The organism is Providencia sp. PROV122, assembly GCF_028482365.1.
GTDB classification, from domain to species: domain Bacteria; phylum Pseudomonadota; class Gammaproteobacteria; order Enterobacterales; family Enterobacteriaceae; genus Providencia; species Providencia stuartii.
Map to the genome: position 1 here is coordinate 1 of NZ_JAMPQI010000025.1, position 16,764 is coordinate 16,764.

At 40.7% G+C, this 16,764-nt stretch carries 16 protein-coding genes; 10 read left to right on the forward strand and 6 right to left on the reverse strand.

What is annotated here, in order from left to right; translation table 11 throughout:
- Both PSE69_RS16385 and PSE69_RS16390 read left to right on the forward strand, forming a co-directional pair.
- On the forward strand, positions 1 to 237 hold a 237-nt coding region (locus PSE69_RS16385), incomplete at its 5' end, for a DUF459 domain-containing protein (RefSeq protein WP_442958718.1).
- The gene (locus PSE69_RS16390) at positions 188 to 1,420 is read left to right on the forward strand and encodes an SGNH/GDSL hydrolase family protein (RefSeq protein WP_014656917.1); all 1,233 of its coding nucleotides are present in this window, start codon (positions 188 to 190) and stop codon (positions 1,418 to 1,420) included. The genes PSE69_RS16385 and PSE69_RS16390, both read left to right, overlap by 50 nt.
- 223 nt (positions 1,421 to 1,643) lie before the next feature.
- Here the strand turns inward: PSE69_RS16390 and gntU are convergent, their stop codons facing one another.
- The 3 genes from gntU to gntR form a co-directional block, all read right to left on the reverse strand.
- Positions 1,644 to 3,002, reverse strand: a complete 1,359-nt coding sequence (gene gntU, locus PSE69_RS16395; RefSeq protein WP_004925967.1) for a gluconate transporter — start codon at positions 3,000 to 3,002, stop codon at positions 1,644 to 1,646.
- Positions 2,999 to 3,541: a gluconokinase gene (gene gntK, locus PSE69_RS16400; protein WP_004925965.1), complete on the reverse strand. Its 543-nt coding sequence runs from the start codon at positions 3,539 to 3,541 to the stop codon at positions 2,999 to 3,001. Before gntK ends, gntU begins: the two co-directional genes overlap by 4 nt.
- Positions 3,542 to 3,734: 193 nt before the next feature.
- Positions 3,735 to 4,730: a gluconate operon transcriptional repressor GntR gene (gntR, locus tag PSE69_RS16405; RefSeq protein ID WP_004926113.1), complete on the reverse strand. Its 996-nt coding sequence runs from the start codon at positions 4,728 to 4,730 to the stop codon at positions 3,735 to 3,737.
- A 202-nt stretch (positions 4,731 to 4,932) separates the two neighbouring features.
- Between gntR and PSE69_RS16410 the strand changes: the two genes are divergently transcribed.
- The 8 genes from PSE69_RS16410 to PSE69_RS16445 all read left to right on the forward strand — a co-directional run bounded on the left by PSE69_RS16410 (position 4,933) and on the right by PSE69_RS16445 (position 13,457).
- Positions 4,933 to 5,958 (forward strand): ABC transporter substrate-binding protein, encoded by a 1,026-nt coding sequence (locus PSE69_RS16410; RefSeq protein ID WP_072502572.1) that lies wholly within the window; start codon positions 4,933 to 4,935, stop codon positions 5,956 to 5,958.
- A complete protein-coding gene (locus PSE69_RS16415) occupies positions 5,955 to 6,959 on the forward strand; it encodes a FecCD family ABC transporter permease (protein WP_272675294.1) in 1,005 nt (334 codons plus the stop codon). The genes PSE69_RS16410 and PSE69_RS16415 overlap by 4 nt, the downstream gene beginning before the upstream one ends.
- On the forward strand, positions 6,956 to 7,723 hold the full coding sequence (locus PSE69_RS16420; RefSeq protein ID WP_004925950.1) for an ABC transporter ATP-binding protein: 768 nt from the start codon (positions 6,956 to 6,958) through the stop codon (positions 7,721 to 7,723). Before PSE69_RS16415 ends, PSE69_RS16420 begins: the two co-directional genes overlap by 4 nt.
- A gap of 10 nt (positions 7,724 to 7,733) precedes the next feature.
- Positions 7,734 to 8,552 (forward strand): class I SAM-dependent methyltransferase, encoded by an 819-nt coding sequence (locus PSE69_RS16425; RefSeq protein WP_121875105.1) that lies wholly within the window; start codon positions 7,734 to 7,736, stop codon positions 8,550 to 8,552.
- On the forward strand, positions 8,549 to 9,394 hold the full coding sequence (modD, locus tag PSE69_RS16430) for a ModD protein (protein WP_040132720.1): 846 nt from the start codon (positions 8,549 to 8,551) through the stop codon (positions 9,392 to 9,394). The genes PSE69_RS16425 and modD overlap by 4 nt, the downstream gene beginning before the upstream one ends.
- A gap of 108 nt (positions 9,395 to 9,502) precedes the next feature.
- The gene (locus tag PSE69_RS16435) at positions 9,503 to 11,512 is read left to right on the forward strand and encodes a TonB-dependent receptor plug domain-containing protein (protein ID WP_121875104.1); all 2,010 of its coding nucleotides are present in this window, start codon (positions 9,503 to 9,505) and stop codon (positions 11,510 to 11,512) included.
- Positions 11,513 to 11,987: 475 nt separating this feature from the next.
- The gene (locus PSE69_RS16440; protein WP_014656923.1) at positions 11,988 to 12,977 is read left to right on the forward strand and encodes a winged helix-turn-helix domain-containing protein; all 990 of its coding nucleotides are present in this window, start codon (positions 11,988 to 11,990) and stop codon (positions 12,975 to 12,977) included.
- Positions 12,978 to 13,457: a FidL-like protein gene (locus tag PSE69_RS16445; RefSeq protein WP_004925940.1), complete on the forward strand. Its 480-nt coding sequence runs from the start codon at positions 12,978 to 12,980 to the stop codon at positions 13,455 to 13,457. It abuts the gene before it with no gap.
- A 69-nt stretch (positions 13,458 to 13,526) separates the two neighbouring features.
- Here the strand turns inward: PSE69_RS16445 and PSE69_RS16450 are convergent, their stop codons facing one another.
- From PSE69_RS16450 to PSE69_RS16460, 3 genes are all read right to left on the reverse strand, one after another.
- Positions 13,527 to 14,579, reverse strand: coding sequence for an isoaspartyl peptidase/L-asparaginase family protein (locus PSE69_RS16450; RefSeq protein ID WP_004925938.1), 1,053 nt, complete (start codon positions 14,577 to 14,579; stop codon positions 13,527 to 13,529).
- A 75-nt stretch (positions 14,580 to 14,654) separates the two neighbouring features.
- Entirely contained in the window at positions 14,655 to 15,422 is a 768-nt protein-coding gene (locus PSE69_RS16455; protein WP_004926106.1) for a fimbrial biogenesis chaperone, read from the reverse strand.
- Between the two features lie 34 nt (positions 15,423 to 15,456).
- The gene (locus PSE69_RS16460; protein WP_014656925.1) at positions 15,457 to 16,719 is read right to left on the reverse strand and encodes a hypothetical protein; all 1,263 of its coding nucleotides are present in this window, start codon (positions 16,717 to 16,719) and stop codon (positions 15,457 to 15,459) included.
- Between the last annotated feature and the right edge of the window lie 45 nt (positions 16,720 to 16,764).

Genomic DNA, 16,764 nt, shown 5'->3' on the forward strand with positions numbered 1-16,764 from the left:
ATTTATTTTTCCGTGAATGATGTCTTTAAATACAAAGACCTCACTTACTCCGATTATTTCGGCGACGATAGCAGCAAAATTAAGCTCAGAAGTGGTGATGGGATCCATTTCAGCCCTAAAGGGCAACAAGCGATAGCTGAAAAAGTATTTTCATTAATTCATTTTGAAGAGGAAAAAGAGATACCTCATGAAGCAGAACAAACTGCGTCAAGCCAAATCCAAGTTAGCGGCAGCTAGCGTCATCGCTTTGCTATCGCTAAGCTTGTTGTCCTGTCAACAAGATGCCGAGCGGACGAGTCAAGGTTCAACACGAGGTGGTACACTCACAAATGTGAATGTACGTGGGCAGCTCATCAATAACGCTGAGCCAAACCTCAGCCACTTTGCGAGCAAACTAAAGCAAGGTCATCAACAGGTCCATATTGTTCAAATTGGGGATTCTCATACTGCTGCCGATTTCTTTAGCGGTAATTTAAGAACATTGTTCCAACAACGCTATGGTGATGCGGGGCCAGGTTTTGTACCTGCGATTTCCATTCCGGGGCAGCGCACTGCGACAATTAACCGTAGAAGCGATAAACAGCAATGGGAACTGTTTAGTAGCCGTAAGGATGAGCGTTTCGATTACCCTCTTGGTGGGCTTATCGCGTTACCAATGACATCGGCGAGCACTGTACAACTGATGCCATTGCAAGCGGCAAATGGGGTTTATCAACTGCAAGCTCTTTACCAAAACACAGCGGGCAGTCAGATGAGTGTCTCCCCTGCGGCTTCATCACCCGTTGCATTACCCGCAACAGGCAATTATTGGCGCTTCTCTTCTCCTGTGAATACTCAGTTACCGGCTGAAGTTACTGTAAGTAATGACAATAACCTCAAGCTAGGAGGGTGGCTGTTGCGCTCAAATCGTCCGGGCGTTATGTTATCGGCGATCGGCATTAATGGCGCGACAATCAATATGATTGATAAATGGCAGCCACAATGGGTTGAAACATTGGCACAGATGTCACCCGATATGGTGATCTTAGCTTATGGCACTAACGAAGCATTCAACGACAAGTTAGATTTAATTGCGTACCAGCAAAGCTTGCGTGAGAAAATTCGTCAAATCCGCCAATATATGCCAAAAAGTGTCATCGTTTTAGTCGGCCCTAATGACTCAATTAAATTTAACGATGCCACAAGCTGCGATGCCAAAATGCCTGTGCATTTAAAGAATGTTATCAAGATCCAAAAAGCGATAGCAGCACAAGAAAATACCCTATTCTGGGATTGGCAAGATTTTATGGGTGGGCCTTGCTCGATTCGTTCATGGGCCGCACAGGATCTCGCACGACCTGATAATGTTCACTTATCTGCCGAAGGCTATAAAAGAAGTGCGCAAGGCTTTTATCAACAGCTTAGCCAGTTATTAAACTAATCTAAAAAGCAAATGGCGAGATACGCTCTCGCCATTCTTTTTAGCAGCAAATACATTCATCGCATTATCTGCCACTCTTATTACCATCGCCACCTATAAACAACAATATTCGTATGGTACGCATCCTATCGAGTGGTCATACAAAATTCGCTTATTGAATCTCTTTGGAATTGCCCTATTTTGCTCTTCCCCGAACGCGATTGGCTTTCGGGGAGTCGTTAAATTACAAGAAAGCGAAGAAGATCATACCGACTATTGCCCCTGTAGTACCGAGGATAGTTTCCATAATGGTCCACGTTTTCAATGTCTGAGCTTCCGTTGCCCCCGTAAACTTACCAAACAACCAGAAACCGGAGTCATTCACATGGCTTAAAATGAGTGAGCCACCAGAAATACAAGTCGCTAATGCCGCCAATTGTGCCCCTGAATAACCTAACTCACCAACTACAGGCAAGACTAACCCAACCGTTGTTAAACAGGCTACCGTTGCCGAGCCTTGGATCACACGGACAGCGCCAGCAAGGACAAAACACGCAACGGCAATAGGCAAGCCTGCACCGATTAATGAATCACCTAATGCGGGGCCAACACCGGAATCAACAAGTACTTGCTTAAAGACACCACCAGCACCCGTTACCAATAAAATGATCCCCGCAGGTTGGATTGCCGCAGAGCAAACCTCCATGACTTTTTCTTTATTCATGCCATAGCGGAAACCTAAACCGTAAACAGCTAGCAGACACGCTAATAATAAAGCCGTAAATGGATGACCAATAAACTCAAGCCAATGCTCAAGCGTAGAGCCTTTTTCAACCAAGTGTGTTCCGATAGTTTTCAGGCCTACTAATACCAATGGGAACAAGACTAAAGATAGGCTAAACCCGAAACTTGGCATTTTGCCGTGATCCATCGTTGGTGCTTGGTAATCCGCTGGGATATCAATACTGACATGTTTACTAATAAAACTGCCAAAGAGTGGACCTGCCAATAACATACCGGGTATTGCCGCACACAGACCAATTAAGATCATCCAGCCATAGTCGGCGCCCATTTGTGAAGCGACCAACATTGGTGTAGGCCCTGGGAGTAAGAACGCAGCCGCAGCTGCTACCCCAGCAAACAACGGAATAGCCATGCGAACAACATTATGACCTGTGCGGTTTGCTACAGCGAATACCACCCCAATCAACAGCACGATCGCAACATCAAAAAATAGTGGTAATGCACAGATTAAACCGGCGATCCCTACAGCATAATGCGCTCTTTTCTCCCCAAATAATTGGAGTAGTTTTGTCGCAACCTGATCGAGCGCGCCTGTTTCATGTAAAATTTTCCCAAACATGGCGCCAAGTGCGACAACGATAGCCAAGAAACCGAGTGTTCCTGCCATCCCTTTTTGCATCGTTTCTGTGATGTCTTGCACTGGCATACCTGAAAATAATCCAGCGCCGATAGAGACAATCATCAATGCAACAAAAGCATGTAAACGGGCGTACATGACAAGAAACAGTAATAAAACCACAGAGCCGACCGCAGTCAGAACGAGTGTCAGTGTGCTTAATGCTTCAACTGGGGTGTTCATGAATTGCCTCCAGAAACAATTTGATGAATAGCCGTACGTGTATTTTCAATCACTTCATCAAGTGATGGGCGAATATCGACAACATGAACATCCTGTTCTTCTGATGTAGGCTCTTGCAGTGCCTGAAATTGTGATACCAACATTTCAGGCTTAAAGAAGTGCCCTTTACGTGCTTTGAGGCGATTTTCAATGAGCTCAGCATCCCCTTTCAGGTAGATAAAATAGAGATTCTTATTACCTTCTCTTAACTTATCGCGATAACTTTTTTTCAATGCAGAGCATACAACCAAAGAAATAGGGTTGGTTCGCTGCATTGCAAAAATGGCATCATTTAATGCTGCAAGCCAAGGTTGGCGATCTTCATCATTCAGTGCGTGGCCCAAAGCCATTTTTTGAATATTTGCTCTCGGATGCAGAAAATCACCATCTAAAAAAGCCGCATTTGTTTTTTGAGCGACACCGCTTGCGACAGCCGATTTACCGCTACCCGATACCCCCATAAAAACAAATGTATAATTTTGTGCTTGGGTATCACTCATGGGAAACTCCTCAGGTGTTAAATAAAAAAGGTACGCTTATTTTTTGTTTACCGATGATAGAAACTGAATTGTTACCGGTAACAGTTACCAGTAACATTATCAGCAGTGCGGCTATTTTTAGCAATTATCTTGATAGGGAAATAAAGAGATCTGTGATGCCTCTCTCACTAATATGCTGCATCACTTTTTAATTTCAAATACTTTCACCGGGCAGTAACTCAAAACCAACATCAAATAACGTTTGTGGTAACTTTTTACCATTAATGCGCGCGAGCAGTACTTCGGCGGCCTTACGCCCCATGCTATCCCGAGGGGTTAAAACACTGGCTAATTTCGGCGTCATGACTTGCCCAACATCATGACCGTGAAAACCTGATATTGCCAAATCTTCAGGAACTTTAATGCCAAGACGCTGGCACTCAAAAATAGCACCGATGGCAAGGTCGTCGTTGGTACAAAATAAACCATCTGCCTCGGGGTATTTTTCTTTGCACTCATGAAGTAACTGAGCGCCTAATGAATAAGAAGAGCTTGCTTGCGTCATCACATTACGAGGCTCCAACCCCGCATCACGCATCGCTTGCTCATAGCCTTGTAGCCGAATAAAGGTCCGTTCATCATATCGAGCGCCAAGATACACCACATGTTGGCAGCCACGCGCTAACATAGCTGCTGTCATCTGCCGTGAGGCTTCAAAGTTATCAATACCGACAGCAACATCTAAACACGGAGAGACGCTATCCATGATCTCAACCACAGGGATCCCCGCGGTCTTCAACATTCTAAGCGTGCGATCAGTATGGGTACGCTCTGCTAAGATCACACCGTCAATATTGTAAGAAAGTAGAAAAGTTAAGCGCTCCTCTTCTTTTTCAGGAAGGTAACCATAGTGTGCTAGCATGGTTTGATAACCATAATGGTCAGTCACTGTTTCAATACCGCGGATCACTTCAGCAAAAACTTGGTTGGTCAGCGACGGCAACAGAACACCAATCGCATGGCTGGTTGCATTAGACAGCAAATCGGGGGCCTTATTGGGAATATACCCTAACGCTTCCACCGCTTGAGCAATTTTACCGCGTAACACTTCAGAAACCTGCTCTGGGTTTCGCAAAAAGCGACTAACTGTCATTTTCGTGACACCGACTCTGTCGGCAACATCCTGTAGTGAGGGTCTTTTTTTCTTCATATATTCCGTGTTTCTAACTTACGCAAGTGCGAGTGACTATGTTCAGCGATATTTGTATGGATAGCAATGTTTGTTACTGATTTACATCACAGAATAGCGGAGTTTTCCGACTAATGTCTCTTTTGTTATTGACTCCTTAGTATGACTCCGTTAACTTCCGCGTTATATATCAATAAATATAACGAAATTTCTTTTTAGCACTATGGGAATCAATCGTAGACTCTTTATTCAATCCTGCGCGGCGTTAGCGGCACTCGCTTATTTGCCTGCTTATGGGCGCATTGAACAAGCGTTGTTTGGTGTATTACCACAACCAAACAAAATCCAGCGTGTAATGAGTTCTGGTCCACCTGCAGATTTACTGCTATTTGCTTTAGCCCCTGAAAAAATGGTTGGATTCTCATCCATTCATTTGCAAAAAGGGCATGACGAACTATTTGCTCAACAATGGCGAGATTTGCCTATTTATGGTCGCCTAGCAGGTCGAGGAAGTACGCTATCTTTGGAAAAGCTGCTCGATTATAACCCACAGTTAATAATTGATACTGGAAATATTGATGACACTTATCGCTCTCAGGCGGCGAAACTTGCCAAACAAACAGGCATTGCTTATTTACTGATAGCCGGAGGGCTACAAGATTCACCACAGCAATTACTTCAACTCGGTGAGACCTTAAATGTACCGCAGCAAGCTCAAACGCTCAGCACATTTGCCAAACACTATTTGCAAGACGCGAAACAATTCGCCATACAACACCATGCGAATGCCCCCAGTTTCTACCTAGCTAGAGGCGCCAAAGGTTTACAAACAGGCACCCGAGGCTCTATTCATACTGAAGCCATAGAAATATTAGGTTTCCGTAATGTCGCCGATATTCCTAATTTTAGGGGGCTAACAGAGGTTTCAATGGAACAACTGTATGATTGGAACCCCGATATTATTATTACTCAATATCAAGAAGCCGAGGAATTTATTCGCCAATCCGCGTTATGGAAAGGGTTAACTGCGGTTGCCACTAACCAATTACTGACCTTTGGAGGAATGCCATTTGGTTGGCTTGATGGCCCCCCAGGAATTAACCGCCTCTTAGGCATGCGCCGGTTACAAAGCCATTTTGATCAACAAATCGAATCCACCATACGCGATGACATCAAACAATTTTTCCATCTGTTTTATCACTCATCGGTGACTGATACGCAAATTGATAGATTGATGGAATTATCATGAGCCGCACAATCAAACCGTTACTTCTTGTTATCGTTTTTATCGGCGCCCTGATCATTGCATTAATTAGTGGTAAGTATTCACTTACGCTTAATCAGCTCATTGATTTAGTTGTGTCTGAATTTACCTCACAAACTCTCGCCGATGACCCACGCAATGCCACTGTTTTTTGGCAAATACGTTTTCCTCGCACACTCGCCGCGATGGTGATTGGAGGAGGACTGGCGATTGCAGGAGCGGCTTATCAGGGAATGTTTCGAAATCCATTAGTATCACCCGATATACTTGGGGTTTCAGCGGGGGCTGGGGTAGGTGCTGTTATTGGTATATTTTTAGGTCAATCGCTGCTCTACATTCAACTAGCCGCCTTTGTTGGTGGGCTATTGGCAGTATCTTTAGTGTGCCTAATTGCCCGAATGGCGCGCCAGCATGACCCCATTTTATCTCTCGTCTTAGTTGGTGTTGCGATCAGCGCCTTATGTGGTGCAGCCATCTCTTTAATAAAAATTCTTGCAGACCCTTATACCCAATTGCCTTCTATCACCTTCTGGCTATTAGGCGGGCTTTCATCCATCACCCAAAGCGACCTACTGTCTGTGTTGCCCATTATGTTGGTTGGCATTATGCCACTGTTACTGTTGTGCTGGCGCATGAATTTACTGAGTCTATCTGATGAAGAAGCGAAAAGTTTGGGGATCAATGTCAGCTTAATGCGAACAATATTTATTATTTCAGCAACATTGATTACCGCCAGTGCGGTATCCATTGCAGGGATCATCGGTTGGATTGGCTTAATCGTTCCGCATATCACCCGAATGATAGTGGGCGCTAACTTCCGCTATCAACTCCCTGCCTCAATGGCTATTGGAGCCATTATGTTACTCATTACCGATACACTCGCTCGCACTATTGCTTCCATTGAGCTTCCACTCGGCATATTAACTTCAGCGGTCGGTGCCCCTTTCTTTTTGGCAATCCTTTTACAAACACGGAGTGCCAAATGAACCTAATCAGACTGGAAAATGTGGCGATTGGCTATCATCATCAAGCCATTATGACAAAAATTAATTTCGCGTTACAAGCTGGCGCGATGACCTGCCTTCTCGGTGCGAATGGGTGCGGCAAAACAACGCTAATGAAAACTTTATTAGGGCTTCTTCCTGCTCTTGAAGGTCACATTTTATTAAAAGAAAAGTCACTCACCTCTTATAAACCGGCTGATATAGCGAAAGTAATTGCTTACGTACCTCAAGCTCATGATACCCCGTTCACCTTTACTGCCATAGATATGGTCATGATGGGGCTGACGCCTCACCTCTCACTCTTTTCTGTTCCCGGCGCCAAAGAACGCGTACTCGGGCTAGAACAACTAAAAAAGCTGGGGATTGAGCATCTTGCCTCGCGTTTATACAGCACTCTCAGTGGGGGAGAAAAACAGTTAGTATTGATAGCCCGAGCCTTAATCCAAAAACCAATCATGTTAATTATGGATGAGCCCGCCGCGAGTTTAGACTTTGGTAACCAGATCCGTTTATTGAAGCAAATTGAACAATTAAAAGCAGATGGGATCACTGTTCTCATGTCGACTCATCACCCACAACATGCTGCCGCCATTGCAGATAATGTTATCTTACTGGATAAACATGCTGGCGTAAGACAAGGCTCTGCCGAAAGTATGTTAACACTTACCAACCTAGCAAGACTCTATTCTATTGATGAAGAGAGTATTGCCGCTCATTTTCAGCTTCCAGCTCATTTTACTCGCTAAGGTGAAAGTTATGCTTATTGACCAATTAGATTTTGCTCAGATGTACCAACAACATATGCAACAAGCCCAGCGTTCACGCAAAGAGCCTGAGCATTGGGATAAAAAAGCGCAAAAAATGGCACAAACCTGTGCAAACCCACAAGATCCCTACTTAATTCGTTTTCGTGAACTCATGGATTTTACTGGTGCAAAAACCTTATTGGATGTCGGATGTGGGCCGGGCTCTGTCTGTTTGGCACTGGCAAAGCATTTCACCACCGTCATTGGTATTGATTACAGCCAAGGTATGCTTGATGCTGCCCAAGAGCGTGCGAAAGCAATGGATATCAATAATGTTCGATTTGAACAATTAGCATGGGAAGATAACTGGGCGCAATTGCCTAAAGTCGATATCGCCGTCGCTTCACGGTCCACTTTAGTCGATGACCTTAAAACAGCCTTATTGAAGCTCAATCGCCAAGCAAACTTACGTGTTTACACCACGCATACTGTAAACCCAACCTTTATTGATGAAAATATCATCCAATTTATTGGTCGGGAAGTCGTTCGCTTACCGACTTACATCTATGCGGTGAATATTTTGCATCAAATGGGAATAAATGCGCGAGTCGATTTTATTAACAGCCCAGATAAAGGCGGATTTGAACAAGTTGAAGATTTTGTCGAAAGCGTCAATTGGTCACTCAAAAATCTCTCTGATGAAGAGATTACAAAATTACACCAATATTACGACCTGCAACTCGCGTCAGGAAAGCGCATTCCCTATCCTGCGCGCAACTGGGCCATGGTGTCATGGGATGTTGTTGATGAAATGAGTCTAACATTATGATTTATTTACCCGATAGTTTTATCGACCAGCTACTTCTTGATGATATTCAATATGGCGATTTAACAACACGCTCTTTAGGCTTGCATACTCAAGCAGGCACAATGACATTGGTTTCGAAACAGGGTGGGTGTATCAGTGGTATTGATATTGCCTCACGCATGCTAAATAAACTCGGTATTGATTTTCAAGCTAATTATCGTGATGGCGACGTGGTTCCAGAAAATAGCTGCTTAATAAAAGCCTCTGGAACAGTAGAAGCCCTTCATCAAGCATGGAAAGCCGTACAAAACGTCCTTGAATGGTGCTGCGGTGTTAGTCACTACACCCACCAAATGGTCAGTCTCTTAAAGCGTTATCAACCTGATGCCCAACTTGCCTGTACAAGAAAAACGGTGCCGGGAACAAAGTTACTTGCATTGACCGCTATTATTGCTGGCGGCGCTATTATTCACCGAGCAGGGAGTGCGGAAAGCATTCTATTGTTCACCAACCATCGTCGTTGTCTTGCCGACCCCGATGATTGGCACTCGCATATTCATACACTTAGGGAAGCCGCCCCTGAAAAACAGATTATTGTAGAGGCAGATAATAGACAACAAGCGACACTCGCCATTGAGGCTGGCGCCGATATTGTTCAATTAGATAAATTCAGCCCAGCACAAATCCGCCAATTGCATCAACAAATACAAACACAAAATCGTTTATGTCGGCTATCTGCGGCTGGAGGGATCAACTTACAAACAATAGAGGCGTATGCGCAAACAGGCATTAGATTGTTTGTCACATCGGCTCCTTATTACGCTCCCCCCAGAGATATCAAAGTAAACATTTTCACAGGATAGACCTAATTTAAACGAACCCTATGTTGCAAAGGGTTCGTTTTCTCAATAAACGACGCACATCGTTATATAAAAAACAACATATCGATTTAGGCAAATTGGAATTTTATGATGAAAATAAAACAGATCACTTATTTAGTTGGGATGGCACTATTTACTACACACAGCTTTGCAGCCACCTTTGAAAAATTAGCTAATCGTGATGTGATGAGTGTTTGGAGTACACCACTTGCAGCCGATGAAAACATCATGACTCAAGCGCAAATGAAGCAGCTGAATAAAACAAATGTTGCTCAAGCGCTTAGTACAATGCCTGGTGTAGTGATCCAAAAATCAGGTAATCGTAATGAAACTCAAGTGAATGTCCGTGGTTTTGATAGTCGCCAAGTACCTGTGTTTTTTGATGGTATCCCAACTTATGTTCCTTATGATGGAACATTAGATCTTGGGCGTTTTATGACCAGCGAACTCGCTAGTGTTGAGTTGTCGACAGGCTATACGTCATTGTTACAAGGCCCCAACTTGATGGGTGGCGCCATAAACTTAACGACCGCCACACCTAAAAAACCTTTAGAGGCCAATATCAATCTAAATCAAGGCTTTGCTCGCGGCGCTGATAATGCGCGCAATATCAGCGCTCGTTTAGGCGGTCGTAACGATCTTGGCTTTATTCAGCTCAGTGGTAGTCAATACAAACAGCGTTTTATGGGGTTGCCTGATTCGGCTGATAATAACCCATTAGCCGGTAGTCACGGTCGTCGAACTAATTCAGCCACAGACGATAAGCGTTTAATGTTAAAGATGGGCTGGACGCCACGCGACGCTGATGAGTATGTGGTCACTTATTTAAAACAAGATGGCGATAAAAATAGCGCCCCCAGTGCTGATAATAAAAAACAGCAAATTTGGCAGTGGCCAGAGTATAACAAAGAGAGTATTTACTTTAATGGTACGACCCAAGTTACCAATGATATTGCGCTGCAAAGTCGGCTCTATCACGACAAATTCAAAAATACGCTCCATCAATACAAATCAGTTCAGGATTATCGAGCAGGCAAATACAATTACAGCCACTATGACGATTACAGTAATGGTGCCGATATGCGTATCGATTTTACCCTTCGTGAAATAGACATGCTGTCGTTCGCTGCCCACTGGAAAGAAGATATCCACCGCGCACGTAGTAATAAAATCGTTCCTTATGATCGTTATAAAGATCAAACTTGGTCAATCGCCACTGAATACCAATGGGTTGCAACCGATCAGCTTGATATCATTGGTGGGCTTGGCTACGACTGGCGCAATAGTGATGATGGGAAACGTTATTTATACAATAAACAAAATGTCGTTACTGGGATTGAAAGCTATGAAGATAACCGCCAACGTGCCTTCAATTGGGAACTTATGGCCCGTTATCATCGAGCAAACAATGATACGGTACAATTTTCAGTGTCAGATAGAAGCCGTTTCCCAACCCAAAAAGAGCGCTACACTAAAAATAAGATGAAAAACAATGATAGTTTTATCATCAACCCGCATCTTGATGCAGAGCGTGCTTTAACATTTGATCTCACTTATAAAGGCTACATCACCGCCGATTGGTCCTACAATGCTAGCGCTTATTATAATCATGTCTCTGATGCCATCATGGCACACTACATACATTATGACCCCGCCGCGGGCAGCGACGTTTATCAAAACCGTAATAGCGGTAAGGTTAATTATGCTGGGATTGATTTAGGCAGTCATGGCCAAATTACTGACTGGATGGCTGCGGGTTTAAGTTATAGTTATATTCATGCTGACCCAAAACACGATAGCGTAAAACATGTTGCAGAATTACCAACACATAAAGCGTTCGTTTGGATTAAGTTTATGCCTAATGAACCATTTAGCATTACAGTAACAGAAGAAGCAAGAAGTTGGGCATTTAATTATATTGATAGTAATGAGAAAGTTAGGGGTTTTGCAAAAACGGACATTCGCTTTAATTATGATCTAGGTCATGGAATTTCTATAAATTCGTCAGTGAATAATTTATTTGATAAGTCATATCAATATACCTCTGGATATATTGAAGAGGGTCGTAATTACTGGTTGGGATTTGAATATAACTATTAACCATCAATTAATTTAGGTAAGAGATTCATCTCTTACCTAATAATTAAATAGATAATAAGAATTATATTAAATCACTATTTTCAAATAAAATTTAATAATATAGGTGCTTGTACTTAGGATTCGTCTTAATAATATTTAATCTCTTAAGCCCATTATCATAGCCAAACCTATATTTTAGTGATATATGGTTTTTTACACATATTCAATGCTATATACAGATATATAATTCTAACTTTACATAATTATACATTACACAACTCTGTTTTATCAGCTATATCTATATATTTAAGTCTAAACTCATCAAAGTCTCATAGCGCAATACTTGAAGTTAATTGATTCCGTATTTAGACTATAGGAATTATAAATATTCATAAAAATATACTTTTACTAATACTTTTAGATTTTAGAAAATTATTCAGTTTTTATCATGATTTCGCCGTCTTAGGATTAGAAATTAGAGAGAGCAACCGTGTTCATGAAAAATAGCAAAGACTATCTCATAAATAATAAATTTATTTTTGAGACAGGTAAGAACTTCATTTTTATAAAGAATGAAGTTGATAAGTTCGTTGAGTTATCAAAGCCTGCATCACGACTATTGAATGAAATCATCATACTTAACCAAAAATCCAAAATTGCTACAAGAGAAGAGCTACTGATAAAAGTTTGGGAAGAGTATGGCTTAGTAGGTTCAAACAATAACTTAAATACTTATATTAGTGAAATAAGAAAGAAATTTGAGTTGATCGGTATCGACCCAAAATCTATTGTTACCGTTCCTAAAAAAGGGTTTCGTTTTGATTGTGACGCCTTAGAAACCATCACTGATGAAAACGATACGCCATATTTGCCAGAAGAAGAGATAGTCGTACTAAATAGCAGTGATGTTACTTTAGGTTTAGATGACTATGAACATTCCGTTACGTATTCTTCACAATATAGTGAAAAAAATGCTGAGGAAGCAACAACTCAATTTGTTGATCAGAAATCAATTATAGAAGAGCATCTTCATCAACCACGACAAGATAATTCGATATCAGAATTATCATCAACCGTACAAGAAGAGCCACAACTGCTCAAAATACAGAATAAGGGTAAATTTAAAAATAACCCTATTTTGTTCGCTTTGATTGCAATGTCATTATTTTTGTTCATTTTTGTTTTCTATTACACCACTAATTCTAATGCAAGCATGGAAGTAAATAGCTACATGACAGTCAGTGAGCGAGACAAATGTTTGATACAAATACCTATTAATCTCATTGAAAGCTCAACAAAAGATAGCATCGATTTTGTGAATAAAAAACTTGATAAATATAATGTAAATTGTCAAGAGCCTAAGCGTGTTATCTTACTTTCAGAGCCGAATAGTATTCAGTCTATTGATAAAAATATATCCCTTAGTATTTGTAAGGAAAAAAAGGCTCAATATGACTGTGTATCAATCAATGATCAGAGAATTTAAATGAAAAAATATATTTTATTGTTTTTATTTGTTTTTATTTCGGCTGTGGCAACAACAACATTTATCTATAATAAAGATAATGATGTGAATATTTGTAACTCTGATATTTTATGGATAAAAGATAACGGTACCGATGATGGGATTATGCTGAAGTCAAAAACCAGTGTACTCGTCGCAGATGATAACACCGGAAGAATGAATATGTATGGTTATATCAAGGAGAATAATATTTTTTATCGCCTTGATAGAGCGCTCTATTTTAGCTACCACGCGATTGATAAAAATAACCATTATTCGATACGGTTTAAATCGTTATCGATCACAAGTTCGGATAACGTTCCTCAAAAGCTGTTTGCAAACTTTATTCAGCTTGAAGAAGAAAAAATACACTATTATATTAATTTAACTAAAATGGATGATAATATTTACATTATCAAAGATGAAGCCTACTCATCATTTACTTGCCATGCTGATAAATAGAAAAAGCCTACTTAGAAAAAGTAGGCTCAGCCGTGAAAATTTCAGAAAAACACTCAAAAGGGTTAATAACTAAGGCCCAAATATGGCTACTTGTGGAATGCCATCCTGACCGATCGTTCCACGAAACATTCCCTTCGTATTGAATTGCATAACAAAATTACCTTTGCTATCTATCGCAATAATACCACCCGTACCACCCATATTTTTCACAGAGTTTAAAGTATTCATCACCGCTTCTGCTAACGGTGTATTACTGTATTTTATTTGTGCCACAACATCATAAGCGGCCACTCCACGAATAAAAACTTCACCTAACCCCGTGGTAGAAATTGCAACTGTATTATTATCAGCATATGTTCCTGCCCCAATAATAGGCGAATCCCCAATACGACCGTAATGCTTATTGGTGCTGCCACCTGTAGAGGTTGCCGCAGCAACATTTCCACGGCTATCTACAGCTACTGCACCTACCGTGCCATATTTATAATCATAAAGCAGAGGATCTTCAAATAAGGCAGCATTTAGCCCTTTTTCTTGATCAATTTTATGGCTAATTTCTTTGACTTTTTTTAGCTGTTCAAGTCTAGATTCAATAATAAAATAAGAAGGATCAACGAGTTCCAACCCCTCAGCTTTTGCAAATTGTTCTGCACCGGTACCACCCATCATAACATAAGGGCTTTTGGTCATAACTTTATAAGCCGCTATAATTGGATTTTTAATGTTAGAAACCCCAACGACGGCCCCCGCGGTATGGTCACGTCCATCCATAATGGAAGCATCCAGTTCTACTTTATTATCCGTAGTTAAAGATGCGCCTTTACCCGCGTTATATAATGGAGAATCCTCCATGATGATCACAGCGGCCTGTACAGCCTCAATACTGTCTCCACCTTTTGATAAAATTTCATACCCTGCTTGCAAAGCTTCTTTCAACTTTAATTCATGTTCTTTCTGTAATTGAGGTATAAGTGATTTTTCTGTTATATCACCAGCTCCTCCATGAATTAACAACCTAAAATTATTATTTTGTTGAGACATTGCAAAAGAAAATGGGAATAATAAAATAAAAAAACTCAGAAAAAGCGCTAGTATTTTATGTATATAGAATATTTTTTTCATTCGAAAACCGTGTAAACTAATTACCAAATATTACTCTTTCTGAGTTTTAGACCGGAAATAACTAAGATGAGTCGTTTATAACGTTGTTGTACGCTGTTCTAAAGGCATAGAAAACTCGTCCAGCACTCTCCAAGTTACTTTCGCGCCACTAGGAACAGATTTATTTTTCAGTTTAAACCTTTGCTCTCCTTTAGGAATCAATGGTTTAAATGTTTCATTTCTATCAATCTCAATAGAATTCACTGAAATATCTTCGAAAGTCATATATATAGGTGAATTATTTGTAACAATAAGTTCATTATTCTCCACCCTAAATTGTAATTTATCCAACTCTTCTTTAATTCTATAATATTCAAGCTGTTTTGGTCGGTAATATACTTTAAAATTCATCACGCGTACTACTGATAACTCAGAATTATGCTCGACATTATCACCCTCCTTTGGTACTTCAGAGGTTGGTATTGCTCTAAATTTAGCGATATATACAGACTCTCTGTCTTTGGGCATTTTTGACACATCACCAGCAAAGATAACTCGCCAATAATAGCGAGTTTTACCCTCTAATTTGTGTAATGGTGGCGTAATAATGAAAGGGATTTCTTCAGTATTACTATTCAATAAAGTAATGCCCGTATTAGTATCTAATGCTTCCATAGAGCCTTGGATCAGATAAGGGAGACTCTCTTTATTCCGTAAAGAAATAGAGATACTTTTATTACCTTCAACATAAGTACTCCGTATTAACTGAAAGCTAATACTATCCGGAATGTTACTATATGCAGATGTCATCGACAAAAAGAATAGAGCACCTAAAATAAATATTATCTTGCCTAGCTGTCTCATATTACTCTCTTAAACTATTAATGCTTAATATTGATCAAACCTTAGTATACACTAGCAATTCAACTCTTCCTTTATACTTACCAGGTTTTACATCACGATTCTTACACATTAACCAACGTATGTTTAAGTTATCATTTTCAGCTTGCGCATTTTTGTTTAGTGGAATATCTGAATTATCAAACTTAATTAAATTTGATTGATTCGTTGCGTCGCAACTCAGCGCAGGGATATTACCACCATCAAAATATGGTGCCCCTATAACCCAAGGTTTTACTGTACTCTTCTCACCTGAATCAATTTGTTCTAATTCCAGCTTCGTTAAATTGTCACCTTTGGCTTCACCCATTCTCGGAATTGCAGACATATATAACGGATTCCCTTGCCCGCTACAGTTAAATGTTAACCGCGATTCTAGTGGGATTGAATCAGCACGGCCAAAAGTTTCGTGGAATACAGTACCACTTGCTGCACTTATACGACAAACTCGGGCTATTTTAACATTGGTAATAAAGCGAACCTTTATCTCCCCATCAGCTCTAAAACCTTTATGTCCTCCTAAGCTTACAAGTCTAAAGGCACTATTATCCATTATAAAGTCACCAGGAACCGCTTTTCCATTTAAATAGACTTCTAAAGGCTTAGCAATAGAAAACTGAACATGTTTGGTTCCACCATAGCCTATAGTTATTTTACCTGGTGGAATATAACATAAATTTAAACCTTGGGTTTTTTTTGGATCAATAGACTTAAGATTTGCTATCGGTTCACCAAGAACACCCGAATATGATGTCTTTAACCCTTGAGTGCCGTTAGGTAAGTTTAAATTGATATCAACTTTAAAGCTAGGAACAACCCACGCGAATAAACCAGAAGCGTCTGTGTGTTTCATTTTAAAAGCAAATTTTTTACCCTGACCTAATACCGTATGTTCTGATGCATTAAAGGTCTCTGCTCTGCAACGACCTGAATAGTCAGAGATACCGACTATTGCGAACTCATCATCCCATTCTCTATTGTTAAGCGTTGAAGTGGTGTTCGGGTAATATTCAGGACGTTGAGTATAAATACCATACTCTGGAGGCCCCATCGTAATCGATGTCGCCCCCATCATCCTTGCATCAAGCAGATGAGGTGTCCCCTCAGGAACCTCATCATCTAGGTCAATCATACCATAGAGCTGTACAATCATTTGACCTGCCTGCATTGGACCTTCAGCATGCGCATTAGAAAAAAGCATCCCTATCGACATAGCTGATAAAGAAATCGCTTTCAAACATTTAGAAATACTTTTACTCATAACTGAACCTACCTTAACAAATATACAGTCAATCATTTATAATGC